Genomic DNA, 17,194 nt, shown 5'->3' on the forward strand with positions numbered 1-17,194 from the left:
GAGGCGATTTACAATTGTTGAACCGTGTTATTCTCATTGGCAGATTAACGAGGGACCCTGAAATGCGTTATACACCAGCAGGCGTTGCGGTAACGCAATTCACGCTTGCAGTGGATCGTCCGTTCCAAAGCGGAGGTCAAGGTGGCGAGCGGGAAGCAGATTTCATCCCAATCGTAACTTGGCGTCAACTCGCTGAAACTTGTGCGAACTATCTACGCAAAGGCCGTCTAACAGCGGTCGAAGGTCGTATCCAGGTTCGGAATTATGAGAACAACGAAGGCAAGCGCGTCTACGTGACGGAAGTTATTGCCGATAACGTTCGCTTCTTAGAATCCGGTAACCGCGATAATGGTCCTCGTGAAGAAGGCGCACCAAGCCACAGCGGTGGTAACGGCAACTATAGCGGAGGCGGCCAACAAGGCGGTTTCGGCGGAGGTAATTCACAAGGTGGAGGCCGTCCAGGTGGCACACCAAGGAACGACAATCGTGATCCGTTCTCAGACGACGGACGCCCGATCGATATATCGGAAGATGATTTGCCATTCTAACTGAAAGGACGGATTAAACATGAGCTTTAAGCAAAGAGATGGTGGCGACGAGCGTCCAGAACGCAAATTCGGCGGCCGTAAAGGCCGTAACAAACGCCGTAAAGTATGTTTCTTCACAGCTAACAAAATTACACACATCGACTATAAAGATACGGACTTGCTTCGTAAATTTATCAGCGAGCGCGGCAAAATTTTGCCACGTCGTGTAACTGGTACTAGCGCAAAGTACCAACGTCTTCTGACAGTCGCTATCAAGCGTTCCCGTCAAGTAGCGTTGTTGCCTTACACTACAGAATAGTATGAATAACGCGTAACGCGTTTAAACAAGAGGCAGCCCATCAGGGCTGCCTCTTTTTGATGCCTTCTTATATGCTCAGCCAGGTGATCTAGAAACGGCTGGACTGCTCCTCGGCATAATTGCCGATGAATGGCAATTTGAATCGTTTACCCTGCAGCGCGAGGAGCATTAATGCAATCCATAATATAAATGACAGCGGAGCAAGCAAAATGCCAAGCAGCCAACCGATAAACGGGATAAAGCCGAGCACAATATTAAGTACAACCAGAACGACTGAAACGAGAATGGACTGCATGGCGTGGAAGCGCACGAATGTGCTTCGTTTCTCCAGTACAAGAAACAGAATGCCTGTTACAAAGCTGCCCAGATAGCACAACAGGCCGACGACTTTAGGATCGATCCCCGTCGATGATGGATCAGGTCCGAACGATTGCATATGGATGCTCACCTTCCCTTTACTACGTATGTATTCCGGCAATAGGCGAACTATGCGGGCGTAATCGAATTGTTAGAAGGCACCACTTTTGACAACGGAATGATGTTAATCATCTGTAACTTTCACCTAAGCAAATTCGTTTAAAATAAGGAAGCTTGCGTTTAAATATGAATGGTAAGGAGCGTTACATTACATCATGAATAAACCAAAAAGATTACGCATGTATAAATGGTTAGCAGGTGTGCTTGTCGTTCTGTTGCTAGCAGGGACAGCCGGCTATTATAACCGTAATGCGCTGGCAATGTGGGGATTCGATCTGTTCTTGTCGGACAGTGTAAAGAAGAAGCTAGAGAATTCGTATAAGCCGCTTGAAGGGCGAGATCCTTCGCCAACCACCTATAAGAAGGAAGAGCCATTCTCAATGCTGTTGCTCGGTGTTGACCAGCGGGATAAGGAGATAGGGCGCTCGGATACGATGATCTACACGGTTGTAAGGCCGAAGGATGGTGCCATTCTAATGGTATCTATCCCACGTGATACCTACGTTGACATTGTTGGCAAAACAACGAAGGCCGGCAATCAGTGGCAGGATAAAATTACACACGCATATGCATTCGGCGGAGCGAAAATGTCGGTAGAAACTGTCGAGAAGTTGTTTGGCTCGAAGGTCGATCATTATGCTACAATTAATTTTACCGGCTTCCGCGATGTCATTGATGCGATGGGCGGCATTTCGCTGCCAATTACAGAGGATCTCGTCAATGATGATCCAGAGCATGAGAAATTCGTTGTGAAAGCTGGCAAACCGCTATATAACGGCACAGAAGCGCTCAATTATGTTCGTTACCGTGAGGATGCAGGCGGTGATACGAGCCGTGCAGGACGTCACCAAGTCTTCTTGAATGCGATTATGAACAAAGCTTCGCAGGTTGGTCAGTGGACGAAGATTCCTGAACTTATCGATATTATGGGACAGAACTTCAAAGCCGATCTGACGCCGCAGCACATGATCGATTTAACCAAGAGTATGCTGCAAAGCGATCAGCGAACAATCTACAGCCACACGCTCAAAGGTGAAGGCCGTCGCAAAGTCACGCATGGTGCTTGGTACTATTTTGCCAATGAAGAGGATTTGGCTAAAACAACCGCTTTGATCAAAGCTTGGCTAGATCCGGCGAAGACGAAAGAAACGCTGCCTCTTCCAGAGGAATATGAGCAGAAGGAACAAAAACCGGTTCAGTCGCTTTCCTTGGCCGAATCGAAACGAACAGCAGAGAAGAAGTAAAGGCAAGTAACAGCCCAGAGCTCTTCGTGCATAAGGAATGAAGAAGAAGGGACGGGTATTCAAACATGAACATTGCATTTTTCCTATTGCCAAAGCAGGAAGTTGTATGGCTGACGATGGATGCGACATTAAGGCAGACCCTTGAACGAATGGAGCATCACCGTTATACGGCCGTTCCAATTCTCGATAATAAAGGCGGCTATGCAGGCACGCTGACGGAAGGCGACCTCCTCTGGTATATGAAGAATAATTCGCAAATCACGTTCGATCAGACGAACAAGGTGAAGCTGTCGGAAGTGCAGATGCGGCTGACAAATCGCGCGGTGCAGATAGATGCGAACATGGAAGACCTCGTATCGCTTGCAAAGGTACAGAACTTTGTGCCTGTCGTAGACGATATGAACCGATTTATCGGCATCGTACGCCGGAGCGACATTATTGATTACTGTGAAGCACTTATCGTTCAATCATCCGTACAATCAAATAAAGAAATGGCTGCTGGCTAATGGAAAATCGCCGTCCTCTTCATATGGGGGCGGCGTTTTGCTTACTGCTGATCGGGTCAAGTGGGATGCCCTGGATGGGCAACGTCTCCTGTGTTGCCTCTAAGGTTTTATGCTATAATGGGGAGTAAAGCTTAAAGGTCGTACTAGTAACTTGGCAAGAGGTGAACAGCTTGAAAACCGGCTTAAAGTCGATATTATGGAGCATTGCGGCACTGCTGCTTCTGCTCTCCATTGCAGTACCCGGATTGAACACGTTAGCGGCTGCAGTCATGATGGTTCCGACTGTTATTCTTTACACGATGTTGTCTAAACGGGCCTTCACACTGCATATGACTGCTGTATATGGAATTGGTGTTCTTGTACTTGGGCTACCTGCAATAATCGTCGGGCTGTTTTTCCTGGTTCCTTCTATTGTGATGGGACATTATTACCGCACTGGTGCATCTGCGCGCAAAGTGCTGACGGCCACCGTACTAACGCTGCTCGCAGAGCTACTGCTCGAGCTTGTTTTGTTTGATGTGATATTTGATTTCTCGCTGCTGAGTGAAGTCCGCAAAGTGATTATGACGACGACGGAAAACTTGCGAGCAGACGGCTTGATGCCAGGCATCTGGACGTCGGAGGTCACGGAAACGTACATTCAATATTTGATTCATTCTATACCGATGGCATTCATTGCGCTATCCTTCATACTCGCTGTTGTTGCACATGCTATTGCAGCTCCGGCGCTGCGCTCGTCTGGCTTATCTATTGCGAAGCTGCAGCCAGCAAGAGAGTGGCGGTTGCCGCGTATCTTCGTCTTCTATTACTTGATTGCTCTTCTGGCGGATATGGTTACGCCGGATACAGGCACTTCGTACATGACAGTGGTGCTGCTGAACCTCATTCCGCTTATGCAGATCGCCTTCACGATTCAAGCAATGGGACTTTTCTTCTTCATTGCGCATGAGCGAAAGTGGAACAAGGCTGTGCCGGTGCTCTTATCCGTGCTGGTTGCGATTTTTCTCCATCCGCTTAGCTTAATTGGGGTATTCGATGTCGCATTCCCCATTCGAAAAGCGTTCAAGAAATCGTAACTACAGGGGCGTGTAGAGGATGCCGAAGTTTCTAATCAAACGATGGCACGGTATGCACCATCTGTGGGCATTCGTGCTGATGATTCTATTAACGGTGACGCTCGCCGCATACGAATGGAAGCTTGGCATTATCGGGCTCGTGCTGTCAGGCGCGGTCGGCTTCTATTCTGTGATGGCGGAGCGGGCGTTTCGCCGAGATTTGAAGGTATACCTCGGTACATTGTCGTACCGGGTGAAAAAAGCCGGCAGAGAGGTCATTAGCGATCTGCCGCTTGGCATTATTCTGTACAACGAGGATAAAACGGTCGAGTGGCACAACGGGTTTGTGTCGCATATGCTCGACCGGGACTCCGTTGTAGGCGAGTCGCTGGACGATCTGTTCGAGGCGCTGTCGCAAGCGAAAGAGCGTGAGGGAACCGTCGAAGCGGTCATCGGCACTTCGGTGTATGAGCTGATGTTCCGCTTTGATGAGCGGCTGCTCTATATCCGCGATATTACGCAGCGCTGGCAGCTGGCGAAACGTTATGAGGATGAGAAGCTTGCGCTTGGCATCGTCATGATGGATAACCTCGAAGAGGTTACGCAAGGAATGGATGATCAGCAGCGCAGCTCGCTGATGTCGAAGGCGACGGCGGAAATTACAGAGTGGGCGAGTAAGTTCCACGTGTACTTGAAGCGTCTCACCTCGGACCGTTATCTTGTCATTACGGATCAGCGGACGCTCAAGCAGTTGGAGCTGTCACGTTTTGTATTGCTCGATGAAGTGCGGGAGATTACCGCTGAGAATAAAATTCCGATGACGCTAAGCATCGGGTTCGCGTCTGGTGCGGAGAGCATTGTGGAGCTCGGCCACTGGACGCAAACGAGCCTCGATTATGCGCTTGGCCGCGGCGGCGATCAAGCGGCTGTAAAGGTTGGACAGCGTCAGTCATTCTACGGCGGCAAGTCCAATGCGGTTGAGAAGCGGACTCGCGTCCGCGCGCGGGTAGTTGCGCATGCGCTTCGCGACTTGATACGCGACAGCGATCGCGTCGTTATTATGGGGCATAAGATGCCCGATATGGATGCGATCGGCGCAGCTATCGGCGTGCTGAAAGCCGCGATGATGTACAACAAGGAAGCGTTCATCGTGCTGGAGGGCGTCAATCCGTCCATTACGAAGATGATGGAGATGCTGCGCGAGGATGAGCGCATCGCCAAGCGGTTCATCTCGCCGGAGCAGGCGCAGGCTATTATCGGGAGTAACACGCTCGTTGTTGTCGTAGATACGCACAAGGCGTCATTAGTGAAGGAGCCGAAGCTGCTGACGCAAACGGAGAAGATCGTCGTTGTCGATCATCATCGTCGCGGCGAAGAATTCATTACAGGCGCAATTCTCGTCTATATGGAGCCTTACGCATCCTCGACGTGCGAGCTCATTACTGAGCTGCTCCAATACATTCATGACCGAGTGCTGCTGGACGTCAGAGAGGCGACAGCGCTGCTTGCGGGAATTACAGTCGATACGAAGAGCTTCTCGCTCCGTACCGGCTCCAGAACGTTTGAAGCGGCATCTTTCCTCCGCCGCCATGGAGCGGATTCAGCGCTTATTCAGCGGATGATGAAAGAGGATCTAGCCGAGTACATCAAGAAGGCAGAGATGATCAAGCAAGCCGAGATCGTCTATGACCATATTGCAATTGCCGTCACGGAGCAAGGACGCCAGTATTCGCAGCTCTTAATTGCGCAAACGGCAGATACGCTCCTGAATATGACGGATGTGCTTGCATCGTTCGTCATCGGCGAACGGCCGGACGGTCTCATTGGAATTAGCGCGAGATCGCTAGGGCATATGAATGTGCAGGTTGTAATGGAGCGCATGGGCGGTGGTGGGCATCTGACGAACGCCGCGGCGCAGCAGGAAGGCACCGTTATAGAAGTAGCGCAGCGTCTCAAGCAGGTGCTGCATGATCTTGATAAGGAAGAGGGGCTATTCGAATGAAAGTGATTTTTCTGCAAGATGTGAAGGGGCAAGGTAAGAAGGGTGAGGTTAAAGAAGTATCAGAGGGCTATGTCCGCAATTTCTTGTTCCCGAAGAACTTGGCGAAGCCAGCTTCCGACGGCAACCTGAAGACGCTTGACCTGCAAAACGCAGCTGAGGTAAAGAAGAAAGTGAAAGAGAAGGAAGATGCGCAGGCGCTTGCTGCAAGGCTGGAAGCGTTGAAAGTCGTCGTGAAGACAAGAGCAGGCGAAGGTGGCCGTCTATTCGGCGCCATTACGAGCAAACAAATCGCTGAGGCGCTTGAAGCGCAAGGCTTTAAGATTGATAAACGCAAGATTGAACTGGAAGATCCGATTCGCACCCTTGGCGTAACGCAGGTGCCTGTGAAGCTGCATCCGGAAGTTAAAGCGAAGCTGAGTGTCCATGCAACAGAAGAATAATAAGCCATTCAAGGGGGATTCAAACAACCAGATGAGTAACGAGCAGCTGATGTTTGATCGTGTGCCGCCGCAGAACATGGAAGCAGAGCAAGCGGTGCTCGGTGCAGTTCTATTGCAGACGGAAGCGTTGATTACGGCGATGGAGCGGGTGCGAAGCGAAGATTTCTACTTGCCTTCGCATCAGCTGATCTTTGAGGCGATGATTGAGCTTGGCGAATCAAGTCAGCCCATCGATTTGGTTACCTTGACTGCTTATTTGCAAGACCATCAGCAGTTGGAGGAGATTGGCGGAGTCAGCTATTTGGCGAAGCTCGGTAACTCCGTGCCTACTGCAGCGAACGTCGACTACTATGCGCAAATCGTAGAAGAGAAGTCGATGCTGCGTCGCTTGATTCGGACAGCGACGAACATCGTCTCGAACGGCTATGCCGCAGCGGAAGATGTAGGCAGCATGCTGAGCGAAGCCGAATCGCGCATTCTGGAGATTTCCAATCGCAGATCGAGCAGCGGTTTTATCTCCATTCGCGACGTACTGATGGAAGTGTTTGAGAAGGTTGAGTTTCTGTACTCGAATAAGGGCGGCGCGAGCGGTATCCCGTCCGGATTCTCGGATCTCGACAAGATGACATCCGGCTTCCAGCGAAACGACCTTATCATTATCGCAGCCCGTCCTTCCGTAGGTAAGACGGCGTTTGCGCTTAATGTGGCGCAGAACGTCGGCGTTCGTTCCAAAGAAACCGTCGCAATCTTCTCGCTCGAGATGTCCGCGGCCCAACTTGTACAACGTATGATCTGTGCGGAGTCGAATGTCGATGCCGGTCGTATGCGTACAGGGTATTTGGAAGGCGACGATTGGGAAAAGCTAACGATGGCGATTGGTTCACTTTCTGAAGCACAGATCTATATTGATGATACTCCGGGCATTACCGTTGCAGATATTCGCGCCAAGTGCCGCCGCTTGAAGAAAGAACGCGGACTCGGCATGATTCTGATCGACTACTTGCAGCTCATTCAAGGGCGGGGCAAGGCAGGCGAGAACCGTCAGCAGGAAGTATCGGAAATTTCCCGTACACTGAAGCAGATTGCGCGTGAGCTCGAAGTGCCGGTTATCGCACTGTCGCAGCTGAGCCGGGGCGTTGAGCAACGACAGGACAAGCGTCCAATGATGTCTGACCTTCGGGAATCGGGTTCCATCGAGCAAGATGCCGACATCGTAGCGTTCCTCTACCGGGACGATTACTACGATAAGGAATCGGAGAAGAAGAACATTATCGAGATCATTATTGCTAAGCAGCGTAATGGACCCGTTGGTACGGTCGAGCTGGCGTTCCTTAAAAACTTCAATAAATTTGTCGGTTTGGACCGTGCGCATCAGGAGCCTGGTCAGGCTTCCTAAGGCAGTTGCGAGCGGCGTTCTAACTCCGACAGACACCTTACAGAAATTCCGAACGATTGTGTGACACTCACCACAATCGTTCGGAATTTCGTTGACTTTACAGGGGTGGACTGCTACACTTATCATGCTGCCAAAGACTGGTGGCCATTTTAGTCATGTTAGTCATGCACTTGCAAAACTTGTAATGGGGGTATAACCATGTCAACGGTAGTAGTAGTCGGAACCCAATGGGGAGACGAAGGCAAAGGGAAAATTACCGACTTTCTGGCGGATGGCGCTGATGTTGTAGCGCGTTACCAAGGTGGCAACAACGCTGGCCATACGATCATGATCGGCAATAAAAAATATAAACTTACAATGGTTCCATCCGGAATCTTCAACGAAAATAAAGTATGCGTCATCGGTAACGGCATGGTCATCAATCCAGCTGCTTTAATTGATGAAATCAATTATATTCATGAGAATGGCTTCTCGACTGAGAACCTGAAGATCAGCGACCGGGCACATCTAATTATGCCTTATCACCTGGTTCTGGACGGTCTTGAGGAAGAGCGCAAAGGCGATAACAAGATCGGTACAACGCGCAAAGGGATCGGCCCTTGCTACATGGACAAAGCTGCTCGTAACGGGATTCGCGTCGCGGACCTGCTGGATGCAGAAGAGTTCGAAATGAAGCTGCGCCGCCTCGTGGAAGAGAAGAACCAAGTAATCGAACAAGTCTACGGCGGCGAGAAGCTGAATGCAGACGAAATTCTAGGTCTGTATCTTGGTTACGCAGAAACGCTGCGTCATTATGTAACGGATACTTCGGTTGTTCTGAACGATGCGATTGACGCGAACCAGAAGGTGCTGTTCGAAGGCGCACAAGGCGTTATGCTCGATATCGACCAAGGTACGTATCCATACGTGACCTCGTCGAACCCAACAGCAGGCGGCGTATGTATCGGCTCGGGCGTTGGCCCTTCGAAGATTCAGCAAGTTATCGGCGTAGCGAAAGCGTACACAACTCGTGTTGGCGATGGTCCGTTCCCAACTGAGCTTAACAATGAAATAGGCGACTGGATTCGTGAGAAAGGTCATGAGTACGGAACAGTAACAGGACGTGCGCGTCGTGTAGGTTGGTTCGACACTGTTGTAGTCCGCCATGCACGCCGTGTTAGCGGCATTACAGGCTTGTCCTTGAACTCGCTCGACGTACTGTCCGGTCTTGAAACCGTTAAGATCTGCACAGGCTACGAGCTGCGCGGCGAAATTATCGAGCACTATCCGGCAAGTCTCAAGCTTATCTCCGAGTGTGAAGCGGTGTATGAAGAGCTTCCAGGCTGGAGCGAGGATATCTCGAACGCGAAGACACTTGCAGATCTGCCAGAGAATACGCGCCGTTATGTAGAGCGTGTATCCGAGCTGACAGGTATTCCGATTGCAATCTTCTCGGTTGGACGTAACCGTGAGCAGACGAATCCGGTTACACCGATTTACGTATAAGCAATTGAATTTTAGAGGATAGTGGCTTTATTGCCCCTATCCTCTTTCTTTTTGCCATGGGGATGAATGGTTCCTGGAAAGGGGGGAAATACTAAGAAGTATGGGCAAAATGCCCTTCAGGGGAGGGTGAACGAAATGTGGAAACTAACGAAAATAACCGGATGGCTGGCAAAGACGATCGCCGCGGCGCTTCTTATCAGCTTCTTGTCGATCTGGACGACCGGATATATCGTCAATAGCTATGTGGAGACGCTGCTCAAGCAGTTTCATATACCGCTTGAAGAGAAGCCATTCGCGCTTAGTAGTGTATGGGGCGAGCTATGGGGAGCTGATCCAGCGGTAAAGTCAAATGGCAGTACAGCTGCAGATTCGGGCTCCGATAAAACGCAGGCGGCAAGCAACCAGGATGGCAAGGAGAAGTCGGATTCCGTTGATGCGTTCAGCCAGCAGCCCTCAGGCGAGCTTAGCGATATTGGAGGAGGAACGGGACCGAAGGGAAATAGCAGCGCGGCAGGGACGGATACAAATACCGATCATGCCGGGTCACAGTCGCAATCGCAGGAGAGTGCAGATGCTTCGAAGGATGAAGTAGCGATGACGACTGATCAGTTGAATGAAGCCAAGTCGCAAATTAGCGATGCAGATAAGGAGAAGCTGTTCGGCGTTATGATGCAGAAGCTGCCTCAGGATGCAATGCAGACGATCTCGAAACTGATGGAAGACGGATTGACGGACAGCGAAATGACTCAGGTGCAGCAGCTGATGGCGCAGCATTTGGACCGAAGTGAATATGATGAAATGCTGTCAATTCTGAGCAAATATTAATATTACTGTAAGGCCGTTTGGTTGAACCGCTATATTGCGTTATGTTAAAGTATAACTCGTAGCCTGACAATAAACGATTTTGTTGTCGAAAACGATCTATTTTACGAAACATATCGCGAAATAAGGAGACGAATATGGCCTTTTTTAATGATAAGGGTCGATTCCGGAAGCTGATTCAATCTATCCGGGGCGATAGACCCGCCAGTACGCTTGGACATTCAGATGCGCCGAGTGAAGGCACTACGGTGAAGCGGATGCTGCGTAAGAAGCCGCTCGTAGCTGCAGTCAGCGGAATTGCTTTGCTTGCGATTGTCGGATTGACCGGCACTCAATATGTGAAAGCTCATACAGTAGATTTTGTTGAAGTATATCAGAACGGTAATCTTATTGGCGAAGTGAAGTCGAAGGATCAAGTCGTAGACCTCATTAGCCAGAAGAAGCAGGATTTGAAGGCAAGCAAAGCTGATATGACAATGGTCCTCGATACAGGTAAGATCACATTTGGGGCTAAGAGTGCTTACAAGGCTGAGCCGGACACAGCGATTACGCTACAGAAGCTCGAAGGCTTATTCAGCTCTCATGCTGAAGGCGTTGAAATGGTTGTAAACGGTAAGCGTGTCGGTGTGGTGAAGGATAAAGCGACAGCAAACGCGCTTCTTGAGCGGGTGCAGAGCAAATATAAACCGCAGACGAAGACCGGCAAGGTTGCGGCAGCGGAAGTGACCGCATTGTCGTACTCCGACGATGGCAGCGTGAAATCCAAGACGGCGCTCAAGTCCGTGAAGATTGTCGAGAACGTCGCTCTGAAGGCAGCGGATGTGCAACCAGCGGATATTGCTGATCCGGAGCAGCTTTACTTGCAAATTATTAAAGGTACGGTGAAACCGACCAAATATACGGTTCAAGATGGCGACTGTGTCGGGTGTATCGCACAGAAGTTCGACATATCCCCTCAAGTTATCTATGAGCGGAACAAGTGGATCAAGGACGATGTGATTAAAGTCGGTGACATGCTTGATCTAACTGTACTTAAACCGCAAGTGACCGTTCAAACGGTAGAGAACGTGACGGAGACGGAATCTATCGATCCACAAACCGTTGTTCAGAAGAACAGCAACATGAAGGCAGGTCAGCAAAAGGTTATTCGCGAGGGGCAAAGCGGGAAGAAACAGCTCGTGTATCGCCTTGTGAAGCAAAATGGCTATCTGATGAGCGAAGAGCTGATCAGTGAAGTTGTCTTGGAACCTTCCGTTCCCGCTATTGTCATGAAGGGTACAAAGGTCGTTCTCAATGAGGGCAGCGGTCGTTTCGCATGGCCGGTTACCGGTCATCGACTGACGAGCTATTTCGGCCAGCGATGGGGTGCGCTTCACCGCGGTGTCGACATGGTCGGAAACCATAACATTAAGGCTGCGGACAACGGAACGGTGACGTTCACTGGGACACGACCGGGACTTGGAAACTGCATCATTATCAATCACAATAACGGTTACGAAACGTACTACGGCCACTTGAGCAAGATTACGGTCAAGAAGGGCCAGACGGTCGAGCAAGGGCAAAGTATTGGAGTTATGGGCAACACAGGCCACTCCTTCGGTACGCATTTGCACTTTGAGGTTCATAAGAACGGCGTTCTGCAGAATCCGTTGAAATATTTGTAAGAGATGAGACACCATCCGGTGATGCCGGGTGGTGTTTTTTTGTTTTATTTGGAGGTAAGTGGTGCGGCGACACGGTTTGCGTGTTCACGCAGAATGATTCGCCAAGTACCTGGGGGCACCATTCTTGTGTTCACGCAAAACAATGTCAGTCCATCCGGCGACATCATTCTCGTGTTCACGCAAAACTTGTCGTAGAGAACTCACGACAAGTTTTCGTGCATTCGACCAAATCTCCCCTGATATGAGGGAACTTTCATTGGGAACTGCTGTCCTACCTATGTTAAAATAGATAAAGATTGCATAAGCGACAGGCGGTGTAGCGATGCACGGTAAAATATTAGTAGTTGATGATGAACAACCGATTGCGGACATTATAAAATTCAACCTCGAGAAGGAAGGCTATCAAGTGATTTGCGCCTTCGATGGGGGAGAAGCGGTGCGGCTCGCGTTCGAAGAGCTGCCTGATTTGATTTTGCTTGATTTGATGCTGCCGGTGAAGGACGGCATGGACGTGTGCCGCGAGGTGCGCACTCGTCTGCAGACGCCGATCATTATGCTGACAGCGAAAGATACAGAGCTTGATAAAGTGCTCGGCCTTGAGCTTGGAGCGGACGATTACGTCACGAAGCCATTTAGCACACGCGAGCTGCTCGCACGGGTGAAAGCGCATTTACGCCGGACGAAGAACGATGCTGCTTCGGCTGCAGCTGCTGCAGCGATTAGTGGAGCTGCTTCCGGTGCGGGTACGACAACGGCAGCTGGTGTGGAGGAGAAGCAAGGCCTCGGCATCTTTAATCTGTTTATAGATACGGACATGTATGTCGTCTACAAAGACAATGAACCGCTTGACCTGACTCACCGTGAATACGAGCTTGTGTACTACCTGGCGCGCAACTGCGGTAAGGTCATGACGCGCGAGCATTTGCTGCAAGCGGTCTGGGGCTTCGAGTATTTCGGCGATGTGCGTACCGTCGACGTGACAATACGGCGTCTGCGCGAGAAGATTGAGGACGACCCAAGCCGTCCGGAGTATATTTTGACCCGCCGAGGTCTCGGGTATTTGATGCGTAATCCGAAATCCGGAGGGTTCGGCTACGGATGAACGGGATACGTTTTTTCCGAACGATTCAAGTGAAGCTGATCATCATCTATGTATTGCTCATTCTTATCGCAATGCAGCTGATTGGCGTTTATTTCATAAGTACGATGAAGACGTCGCTAACGTCGACGTTCACGAACAACATGAATGAGCAGGCGAATTTGCTTTCGCAAATTTCGGCTCAGACGTTATCAAATCAGCCGGATCAACCGGGCAATACCGGCGATCAGACAACGGAGGAGTATCTTGGTGTGCTCGTTAGCAGCTTGTTCAGCATTAGCGAGGCTGAGATTCAAATTCTTGATGCGAGCGGCAAGGTGCTAGCAACGTCGCTGCAGTCCCATCAATCCTACATTGGCAAGAAGAACACGTCACTCGTGGTCAGCCGCGCGCTTCAAAACATTCGCGACAATGAAGAGGAGATTATCGATGAGGACGGCATTCGCAAGAAGGTCATCGCGAAGCCGATCGTGTACAGTGATAAGATTGTAGGCGCCGTCTATCTTGTCGCTTCGATGAAGGAGCTGTATTCGACGGTCGATCGGATCAACCGGATCTTCATGTCGGGGATGCTGCTCGCGCTTGGGCTCACAGGCGTACTGGGCATTCTGCTGGCAACAACGATTACGAACCCGATAAAAGCACTGACAAGGCAGGCTGCGGCCGTTGCGGAAGGTCAATTCGACCAGCGCGTGCCGATTCTCGGCAATGACGAGATTGGCCGCTTGAGTGAAGTGTTCAATGATATGACGATGCGCCTGCGCGATGCGCTGTCGGCCAATGAAGAGGAGAAGGAGAAGATCTCCTCGATTCTCGCAAACATGAGCGACGGCGTCGTTGCTGCAGATGAACGCGGCGTCGTTATGATAACGAACCGGCGAGCGCAGGAGATGCTGCGCCGGGACGATTATGAAGGCATCCGCCTCGGTGATCTGTTCAGCATGGAAGAGTCGCAGATTACGGCGTTGCTGCGAGGCGGCGATCAATCGGCGGTTCTGTACCAGGTGCAGACAGAGGGCGATGAAGAAGAAGAGCTGCTGCGGCTAACGATGACGCCGATTCATCGCCGTGATCAAGGCATCTCCGGCACGATTGCGGTTCTGCAGGACGTGACGGAGCAAGAGCGGCTGGAGCAGTCGCGTCGCGAGTTCGTCGCGAACGTATCGCATGAGCTGCGGACGCCGCTAACGACGATCAAGAGTTACGCAGAGGCGCTTGATGATGGCGCTATGGATGAGCGCGAGCTCGGACAGCGCTTCGTCGGTGTTATTCGGAACGAGACTGAGCGGATGATTCGGCTCGTCACGGATCTGCTCCACCTGTCGCGGCTGGACTCGAACCAGGCGCCGCTGCGCCGGCAGCAAACGAATGTGCCGGATATGCTGGAAGAAGTGGCTGATCGCTTCTCCTTTCAGCTGCGTAAGAAAGCGATTCGGGCGACCGTGCGGGTCGAAGATTCCATCACGTTAGTGTGGCTCGACCGAGATCAGATCGATCAAGTATTGGACAACCTTGTGTCCAATGCGATCAAATATACGCTTGATGGCGGACACATTGAGATCGCTGCCCGCAAGATCGAGCCCGCCTCCATTGCGATCAGCGTGAAGGATACGGGTATCGGCATTCCGAAACGGGATCTCGGCCGCATCTTCGACCGGTTCTATCGTGTTGATAAAGCGCGCTCGCGCAATATGGGCGGGACAGGCCTTGGGCTGTCAATTGCCCGGGAAATTGTGAAGGCGCATGGAGGTCATATTACGCTCGATTCTGAGCTGAACGAGGGAACAACGGTAACGGTCATCCTCCCTACACAAGTGAGCGGAGGTGAGCGCGCGTAATGGACAAGCTGAAGACAATTGTGTTGACGGCGCTCGTCGTTATGAGTTTGATTCAAAGTTATTTGCTTGCCTACAGCATGCCGGGGCTCGGGGTCACCACGACGCCGCAGCAGCAAGGTTATGTGCAGTCGGAACCGATGGGGCAAGAGGAGAAAGTCGAGAACGTTATTTTTCCAGAGGATATGGTGCTGCATCTTGGCAAAGGGAAGCACACGGTGCTGTATCCGGCGTCCAACTTCTACAATCTGATCTTCGGTAAAATTAAAAGCCGCGAGTTCAAAGGGTTCCAGAAGAGCCCTGCGGTTGTGGTCGATTGGGATGATGTTCGGGATCGCGATCAAGGGCTTGAGCTTCGGTTCGGGCGCGGTGTGCCGGCTCAGCTGCTCAGCAAAGTGCTAAAGCTTGAGGGAGATGTAACCTTCCTGAATGACGTCATCAATCGAATCTGGATTTACAAAAGCAGTGACCGTGATGAGGTGCGTACCTACTTCTTCAGCACGGACAATATAACGGTATACGAATCCGTGAAGGCAGATTTGACCGCCCAAGATGTGCAAATGTATGTCGGCTATGGCGAGTATCAGGTGGGCTACCGGCGGATCGGCGACGATATCTATATCCCGGACGGACCGATCGAGTCCATGCAGTCGGTGGTCGAGTATGAGAGCTATTCGCCTGAACAGATGCAGCGTTATCTGTTCTTCGATCCAGGGGTTACGAGGGTCATTAGTGATCGGGGCGGCTCACAGATCTATACGGATGGCAAGCGCGGCTTGCAGGTCGAGCAGAACGGGCGGTGGATCAGCTATACCGATCCGGTTGCCGGGCAAGGTCAAGAAGACAATGAGAGCCAAAATGTCTACGCCGCAATTCAGTTCATTAACCAGCATGGCGGCTGGGATGGCATGCACCGGTTCGTGCATGCAGGCTCATTCGAACAGAGCGTGCAAGTGCTGCGGTTCCAACAGTATTACGGCTCGTATCCAATCATTCCGCAAGAGACATTCTTGTTCGGCAGCATGAAGCTGCGGATGCTCCAGGGTGTCGTCTCGGAATATGAGCGGTCGCTGCTGACACTGCAGAAGAAGCCGCAGAAGCGTGATATTCGCTGGTTGCCGGGCGGCAGTATGGTTGAGAGTGCGCTCGAGCATTATTCGCGCAGACTGGAAGTGACCGCGCTATTCCCGGCACTGCAAGCTTCGCCGGCTGACAAGAACACGATGCTGCTCGCGCCAGTATGGGCGGTGCGGCTGCTCGATGGGACGCAGGTAATACTGCTGCCGGCGATCCCAGGCGGCTATAAGCCACAGCCAGGTGAGCCGGGCGGTGCGCCGATCGTGAAGCAGACACCGGCAACGACTGGTGGCGTCAGCACTGGCAGCGTTGGTCTGACCGATGGGCGGATGGTTCTGCCGGGCAATGGCAGGGGTGCAGGTTCGAGCACCAAAAGCGGGAATGCGGTGAGCACAGCTAGCGGAAGCAGCGGTGCGAAGGCGGGCTCCACAGTAGATGGGACGTCCACGGCTTCGAGTAATGCTGGCAATGGCAACTAAAGGGTACGGTTCTATTTTCAGATGGCATGGCCTGTGAAGGGGTTGAAGGGATGGACTGGGGCAGGGCGAAGAGTGTGTTGATTTTTGCGTTTCTGCTGCTGAATCTCGTGCTTGGCTACCAGCTCTGGTCCAATATCCGGGAAGGGCTGCGCACGAGCGCGAATGTGAGTGATCTGTCTCCGGAGACGCAAGCGCTCATTGAAGAGAAGAAGATTAAGCTTGGGACGAGCATTCCTTCGGAAACGCCTGAGCTGCGCGATCTCACTTATAAGGTGAAGGTCGGTCTCGGCAAGGGCGAGCGGCATGAGCTGAAGACGCCGGTTGATAGTAAAGTGGTGTTTGTCGATAAGGATCTGCAGGCAAGCCTGGGAGGCGTTATTCCGGAGCTTGATGAGTATACGCTCGGTCCAAGACTTGAGAATGAGTTTATTCTTTACCGGATGGCAGATGGTCGTCCGATGTTCGATGTGAAGCTGGAGCTGTTCTATAGCAACCAGAAGATTACCGCATATAAGCAGGATTTGATTGAGCTGCTTCCTTCGGAGAAGGCGCAGGCGCAGACAGTGCTGTCCGCGACGAAAGTAGTGACAAGCCTCATCGAGAACCAGTTGAAGAACGGCGCGGTCATTCAGGAAATTAAACTCGGCTATCACGGGCAAATCTTTAACTCGGACACGCAGGTGTCGGCACCGACGTGGCGCGTGCTGCTGGAGGATGGCGGGCAGTACTATATGAATGCGATCAGTGGGGAAGTTGTAACGGAATAA

17 protein-coding genes are annotated in these 17,194 nt (G+C 51.5%); 16 read left to right on the forward strand and 1 reads right to left on the reverse strand.

What is annotated here, in order from left to right; genetic code table 11:
* The first annotated feature begins 14 nt into the window (after positions 1-14).
* Positions 15-548, forward strand: a complete 534-nt coding sequence (gene ssb, locus BMY11_RS09755; RefSeq protein ID WP_090574544.1) for a single-stranded DNA-binding protein — start codon at positions 15-17, stop codon at positions 546-548.
* Positions 549-567: 19 nt separating this feature from the next.
* On the forward strand, positions 568-846 hold the full coding sequence (gene rpsR / locus BMY11_RS09760; RefSeq protein ID WP_090574546.1) for a 30S ribosomal protein S18: 279 nt from the start codon (positions 568-570) through the stop codon (positions 844-846).
* An 88-nt stretch (positions 847-934) separates the two neighbouring features.
* Here the strand turns inward: rpsR and BMY11_RS09765 are convergent, their stop codons facing one another.
* On the reverse strand, positions 935-1,282 hold the full coding sequence (locus BMY11_RS09765) for a DUF4870 domain-containing protein (RefSeq protein ID WP_177182582.1): 348 nt from the start codon (positions 1,280-1,282) through the stop codon (positions 935-937).
* A 196-nt stretch (positions 1,283-1,478) separates the two neighbouring features.
* Here BMY11_RS09765 and BMY11_RS09770 point away from each other — a divergent pair, with 196 nt between their 5' ends.
* From BMY11_RS09770 to yycI, 14 genes are all read left to right on the forward strand, one after another.
* Positions 1,479-2,567 (forward strand): LCP family protein, encoded by a 1,089-nt coding sequence (locus tag BMY11_RS09770; RefSeq protein ID WP_090574548.1) that lies wholly within the window; start codon positions 1,479-1,481, stop codon positions 2,565-2,567.
* 65 nt (positions 2,568-2,632) lie between these two features.
* Positions 2,633-3,073, forward strand: a complete 441-nt coding sequence (locus BMY11_RS09775; protein WP_090574550.1) for a CBS domain-containing protein — start codon at positions 2,633-2,635, stop codon at positions 3,071-3,073.
* Between the two features lie 161 nt (positions 3,074-3,234).
* Positions 3,235-4,149 carry a DUF2232 domain-containing protein gene (locus tag BMY11_RS09780; protein WP_256217390.1) on the forward strand — a complete coding sequence of 305 codons (915 nt, stop codon included), beginning with the start codon at positions 3,235-3,237 and terminating at the stop codon, positions 4,147-4,149.
* A 19-nt stretch (positions 4,150-4,168) separates the two neighbouring features.
* Positions 4,169-6,130, forward strand: a complete 1,962-nt coding sequence (locus BMY11_RS09785; protein ID WP_090574556.1) for a DHH family phosphoesterase — start codon at positions 4,169-4,171, stop codon at positions 6,128-6,130.
* Positions 6,127-6,570 (forward strand): 50S ribosomal protein L9, encoded by a 444-nt coding sequence (gene rplI / locus BMY11_RS09790; RefSeq protein ID WP_090574558.1) that lies wholly within the window; start codon positions 6,127-6,129, stop codon positions 6,568-6,570. The genes BMY11_RS09785 and rplI overlap by 4 nt, the downstream gene beginning before the upstream one ends.
* Before the next feature lie 31 nt (positions 6,571-6,601).
* The gene (dnaB, locus tag BMY11_RS09795; protein WP_090574561.1) at positions 6,602-7,966 is read left to right on the forward strand and encodes a replicative DNA helicase; all 1,365 of its coding nucleotides are present in this window, start codon (positions 6,602-6,604) and stop codon (positions 7,964-7,966) included.
* A 198-nt stretch (positions 7,967-8,164) separates the two neighbouring features.
* Positions 8,165-9,451, forward strand: a complete 1,287-nt coding sequence (locus BMY11_RS09800; RefSeq protein ID WP_090574564.1) for an adenylosuccinate synthase — start codon at positions 8,165-8,167, stop codon at positions 9,449-9,451.
* 135 nt (positions 9,452-9,586) lie between these two features.
* Positions 9,587-10,276, forward strand: coding sequence for a hypothetical protein (locus BMY11_RS09805; RefSeq protein WP_090574567.1), 690 nt, complete (start codon positions 9,587-9,589; stop codon positions 10,274-10,276).
* Between the two features lie 134 nt (positions 10,277-10,410).
* The gene (locus tag BMY11_RS09810; protein WP_090574570.1) at positions 10,411-11,937 is read left to right on the forward strand and encodes a M23 family metallopeptidase; all 1,527 of its coding nucleotides are present in this window, start codon (positions 10,411-10,413) and stop codon (positions 11,935-11,937) included.
* Positions 11,938-11,976: 39 nt separating this feature from the next.
* A complete protein-coding gene (locus BMY11_RS28840) occupies positions 11,977-12,132 on the forward strand; it encodes a hypothetical protein (protein ID WP_177182583.1) in 156 nt (51 codons plus the stop codon).
* Positions 12,133-12,259: 127 nt separating this feature from the next.
* On the forward strand, positions 12,260-13,039 hold the full coding sequence (locus BMY11_RS09815; RefSeq protein WP_090574573.1) for a response regulator: 780 nt from the start codon (positions 12,260-12,262) through the stop codon (positions 13,037-13,039).
* On the forward strand, positions 13,036-14,874 hold the full coding sequence (walK, locus tag BMY11_RS09820; protein WP_090574575.1) for a cell wall metabolism sensor histidine kinase WalK: 1,839 nt from the start codon (positions 13,036-13,038) through the stop codon (positions 14,872-14,874). The genes BMY11_RS09815 and walK overlap by 4 nt, the downstream gene beginning before the upstream one ends.
* Positions 14,874-16,427, forward strand: coding sequence for a YycH family regulatory protein (locus tag BMY11_RS09825; protein ID WP_090574577.1), 1,554 nt, complete (start codon positions 14,874-14,876; stop codon positions 16,425-16,427). Before walK ends, BMY11_RS09825 begins: the two co-directional genes overlap by 1 nt.
* Positions 16,428-16,477: 50 nt before the next feature.
* The gene (gene yycI, locus BMY11_RS09830; RefSeq protein ID WP_090574580.1) at positions 16,478-17,194 is read left to right on the forward strand and encodes a two-component system regulatory protein YycI; all 717 of its coding nucleotides are present in this window, start codon (positions 16,478-16,480) and stop codon (positions 17,192-17,194) included.

Source organism: Paenibacillus sp. OV219, assembly GCF_900110075.1.
GTDB lineage: Bacteria > Bacillota > Bacilli > Paenibacillales > Paenibacillaceae > Paenibacillus_Z.

Bases quoted from the DNA above. Each gene is read 5' to 3' on its own strand.
- rpsR (WP_090574546.1), top strand. From the start codon at position 568: ATGAGCTTTAAGCAAAGAGATGGTGGCGACGAGCGTCCAGAACGCAAA.
- dnaB (WP_090574561.1), top strand. From the start codon at position 6,602: ATGAGTAACGAGCAGCTGATGTTTGATCGTGTGCCGCCGCAGAACATG.
- rplI (WP_090574558.1), top strand. From the start codon at position 6,127: ATGAAAGTGATTTTTCTGCAAGATGTGAAGGGGCAAGGTAAGAAGGGT.
- BMY11_RS09785 (WP_090574556.1), top strand. From the start codon at position 4,169: ATGCCGAAGTTTCTAATCAAACGATGGCACGGTATGCACCATCTGTGG.
- BMY11_RS09805 (WP_090574567.1), top strand. From the start codon at position 9,587: ATGTGGAAACTAACGAAAATAACCGGATGGCTGGCAAAGACGATCGCC.
- BMY11_RS09815 (WP_090574573.1), top strand. From the start codon at position 12,260: ATGCACGGTAAAATATTAGTAGTTGATGATGAACAACCGATTGCGGAC.
- BMY11_RS09765 (WP_177182582.1), bottom strand. From the start codon at position 1,282: ATGCAATCGTTCGGACCTGATCCATCATCGACGGGGATCGATCCTAAA.
- BMY11_RS09775 (WP_090574550.1), top strand. From the start codon at position 2,633: ATGAACATTGCATTTTTCCTATTGCCAAAGCAGGAAGTTGTATGGCTG.
- yycI (WP_090574580.1), top strand. From the start codon at position 16,478: ATGGACTGGGGCAGGGCGAAGAGTGTGTTGATTTTTGCGTTTCTGCTG.
- BMY11_RS09800 (WP_090574564.1), top strand. From the start codon at position 8,165: ATGTCAACGGTAGTAGTAGTCGGAACCCAATGGGGAGACGAAGGCAAA.
- BMY11_RS09825 (WP_090574577.1), top strand. From the start codon at position 14,874: ATGGACAAGCTGAAGACAATTGTGTTGACGGCGCTCGTCGTTATGAGT.
- BMY11_RS09770 (WP_090574548.1), top strand. From the start codon at position 1,479: ATGAATAAACCAAAAAGATTACGCATGTATAAATGGTTAGCAGGTGTG.
- walK (WP_090574575.1), top strand. From the start codon at position 13,036: ATGAACGGGATACGTTTTTTCCGAACGATTCAAGTGAAGCTGATCATC.
- BMY11_RS09810 (WP_090574570.1), top strand. From the start codon at position 10,411: ATGGCCTTTTTTAATGATAAGGGTCGATTCCGGAAGCTGATTCAATCT.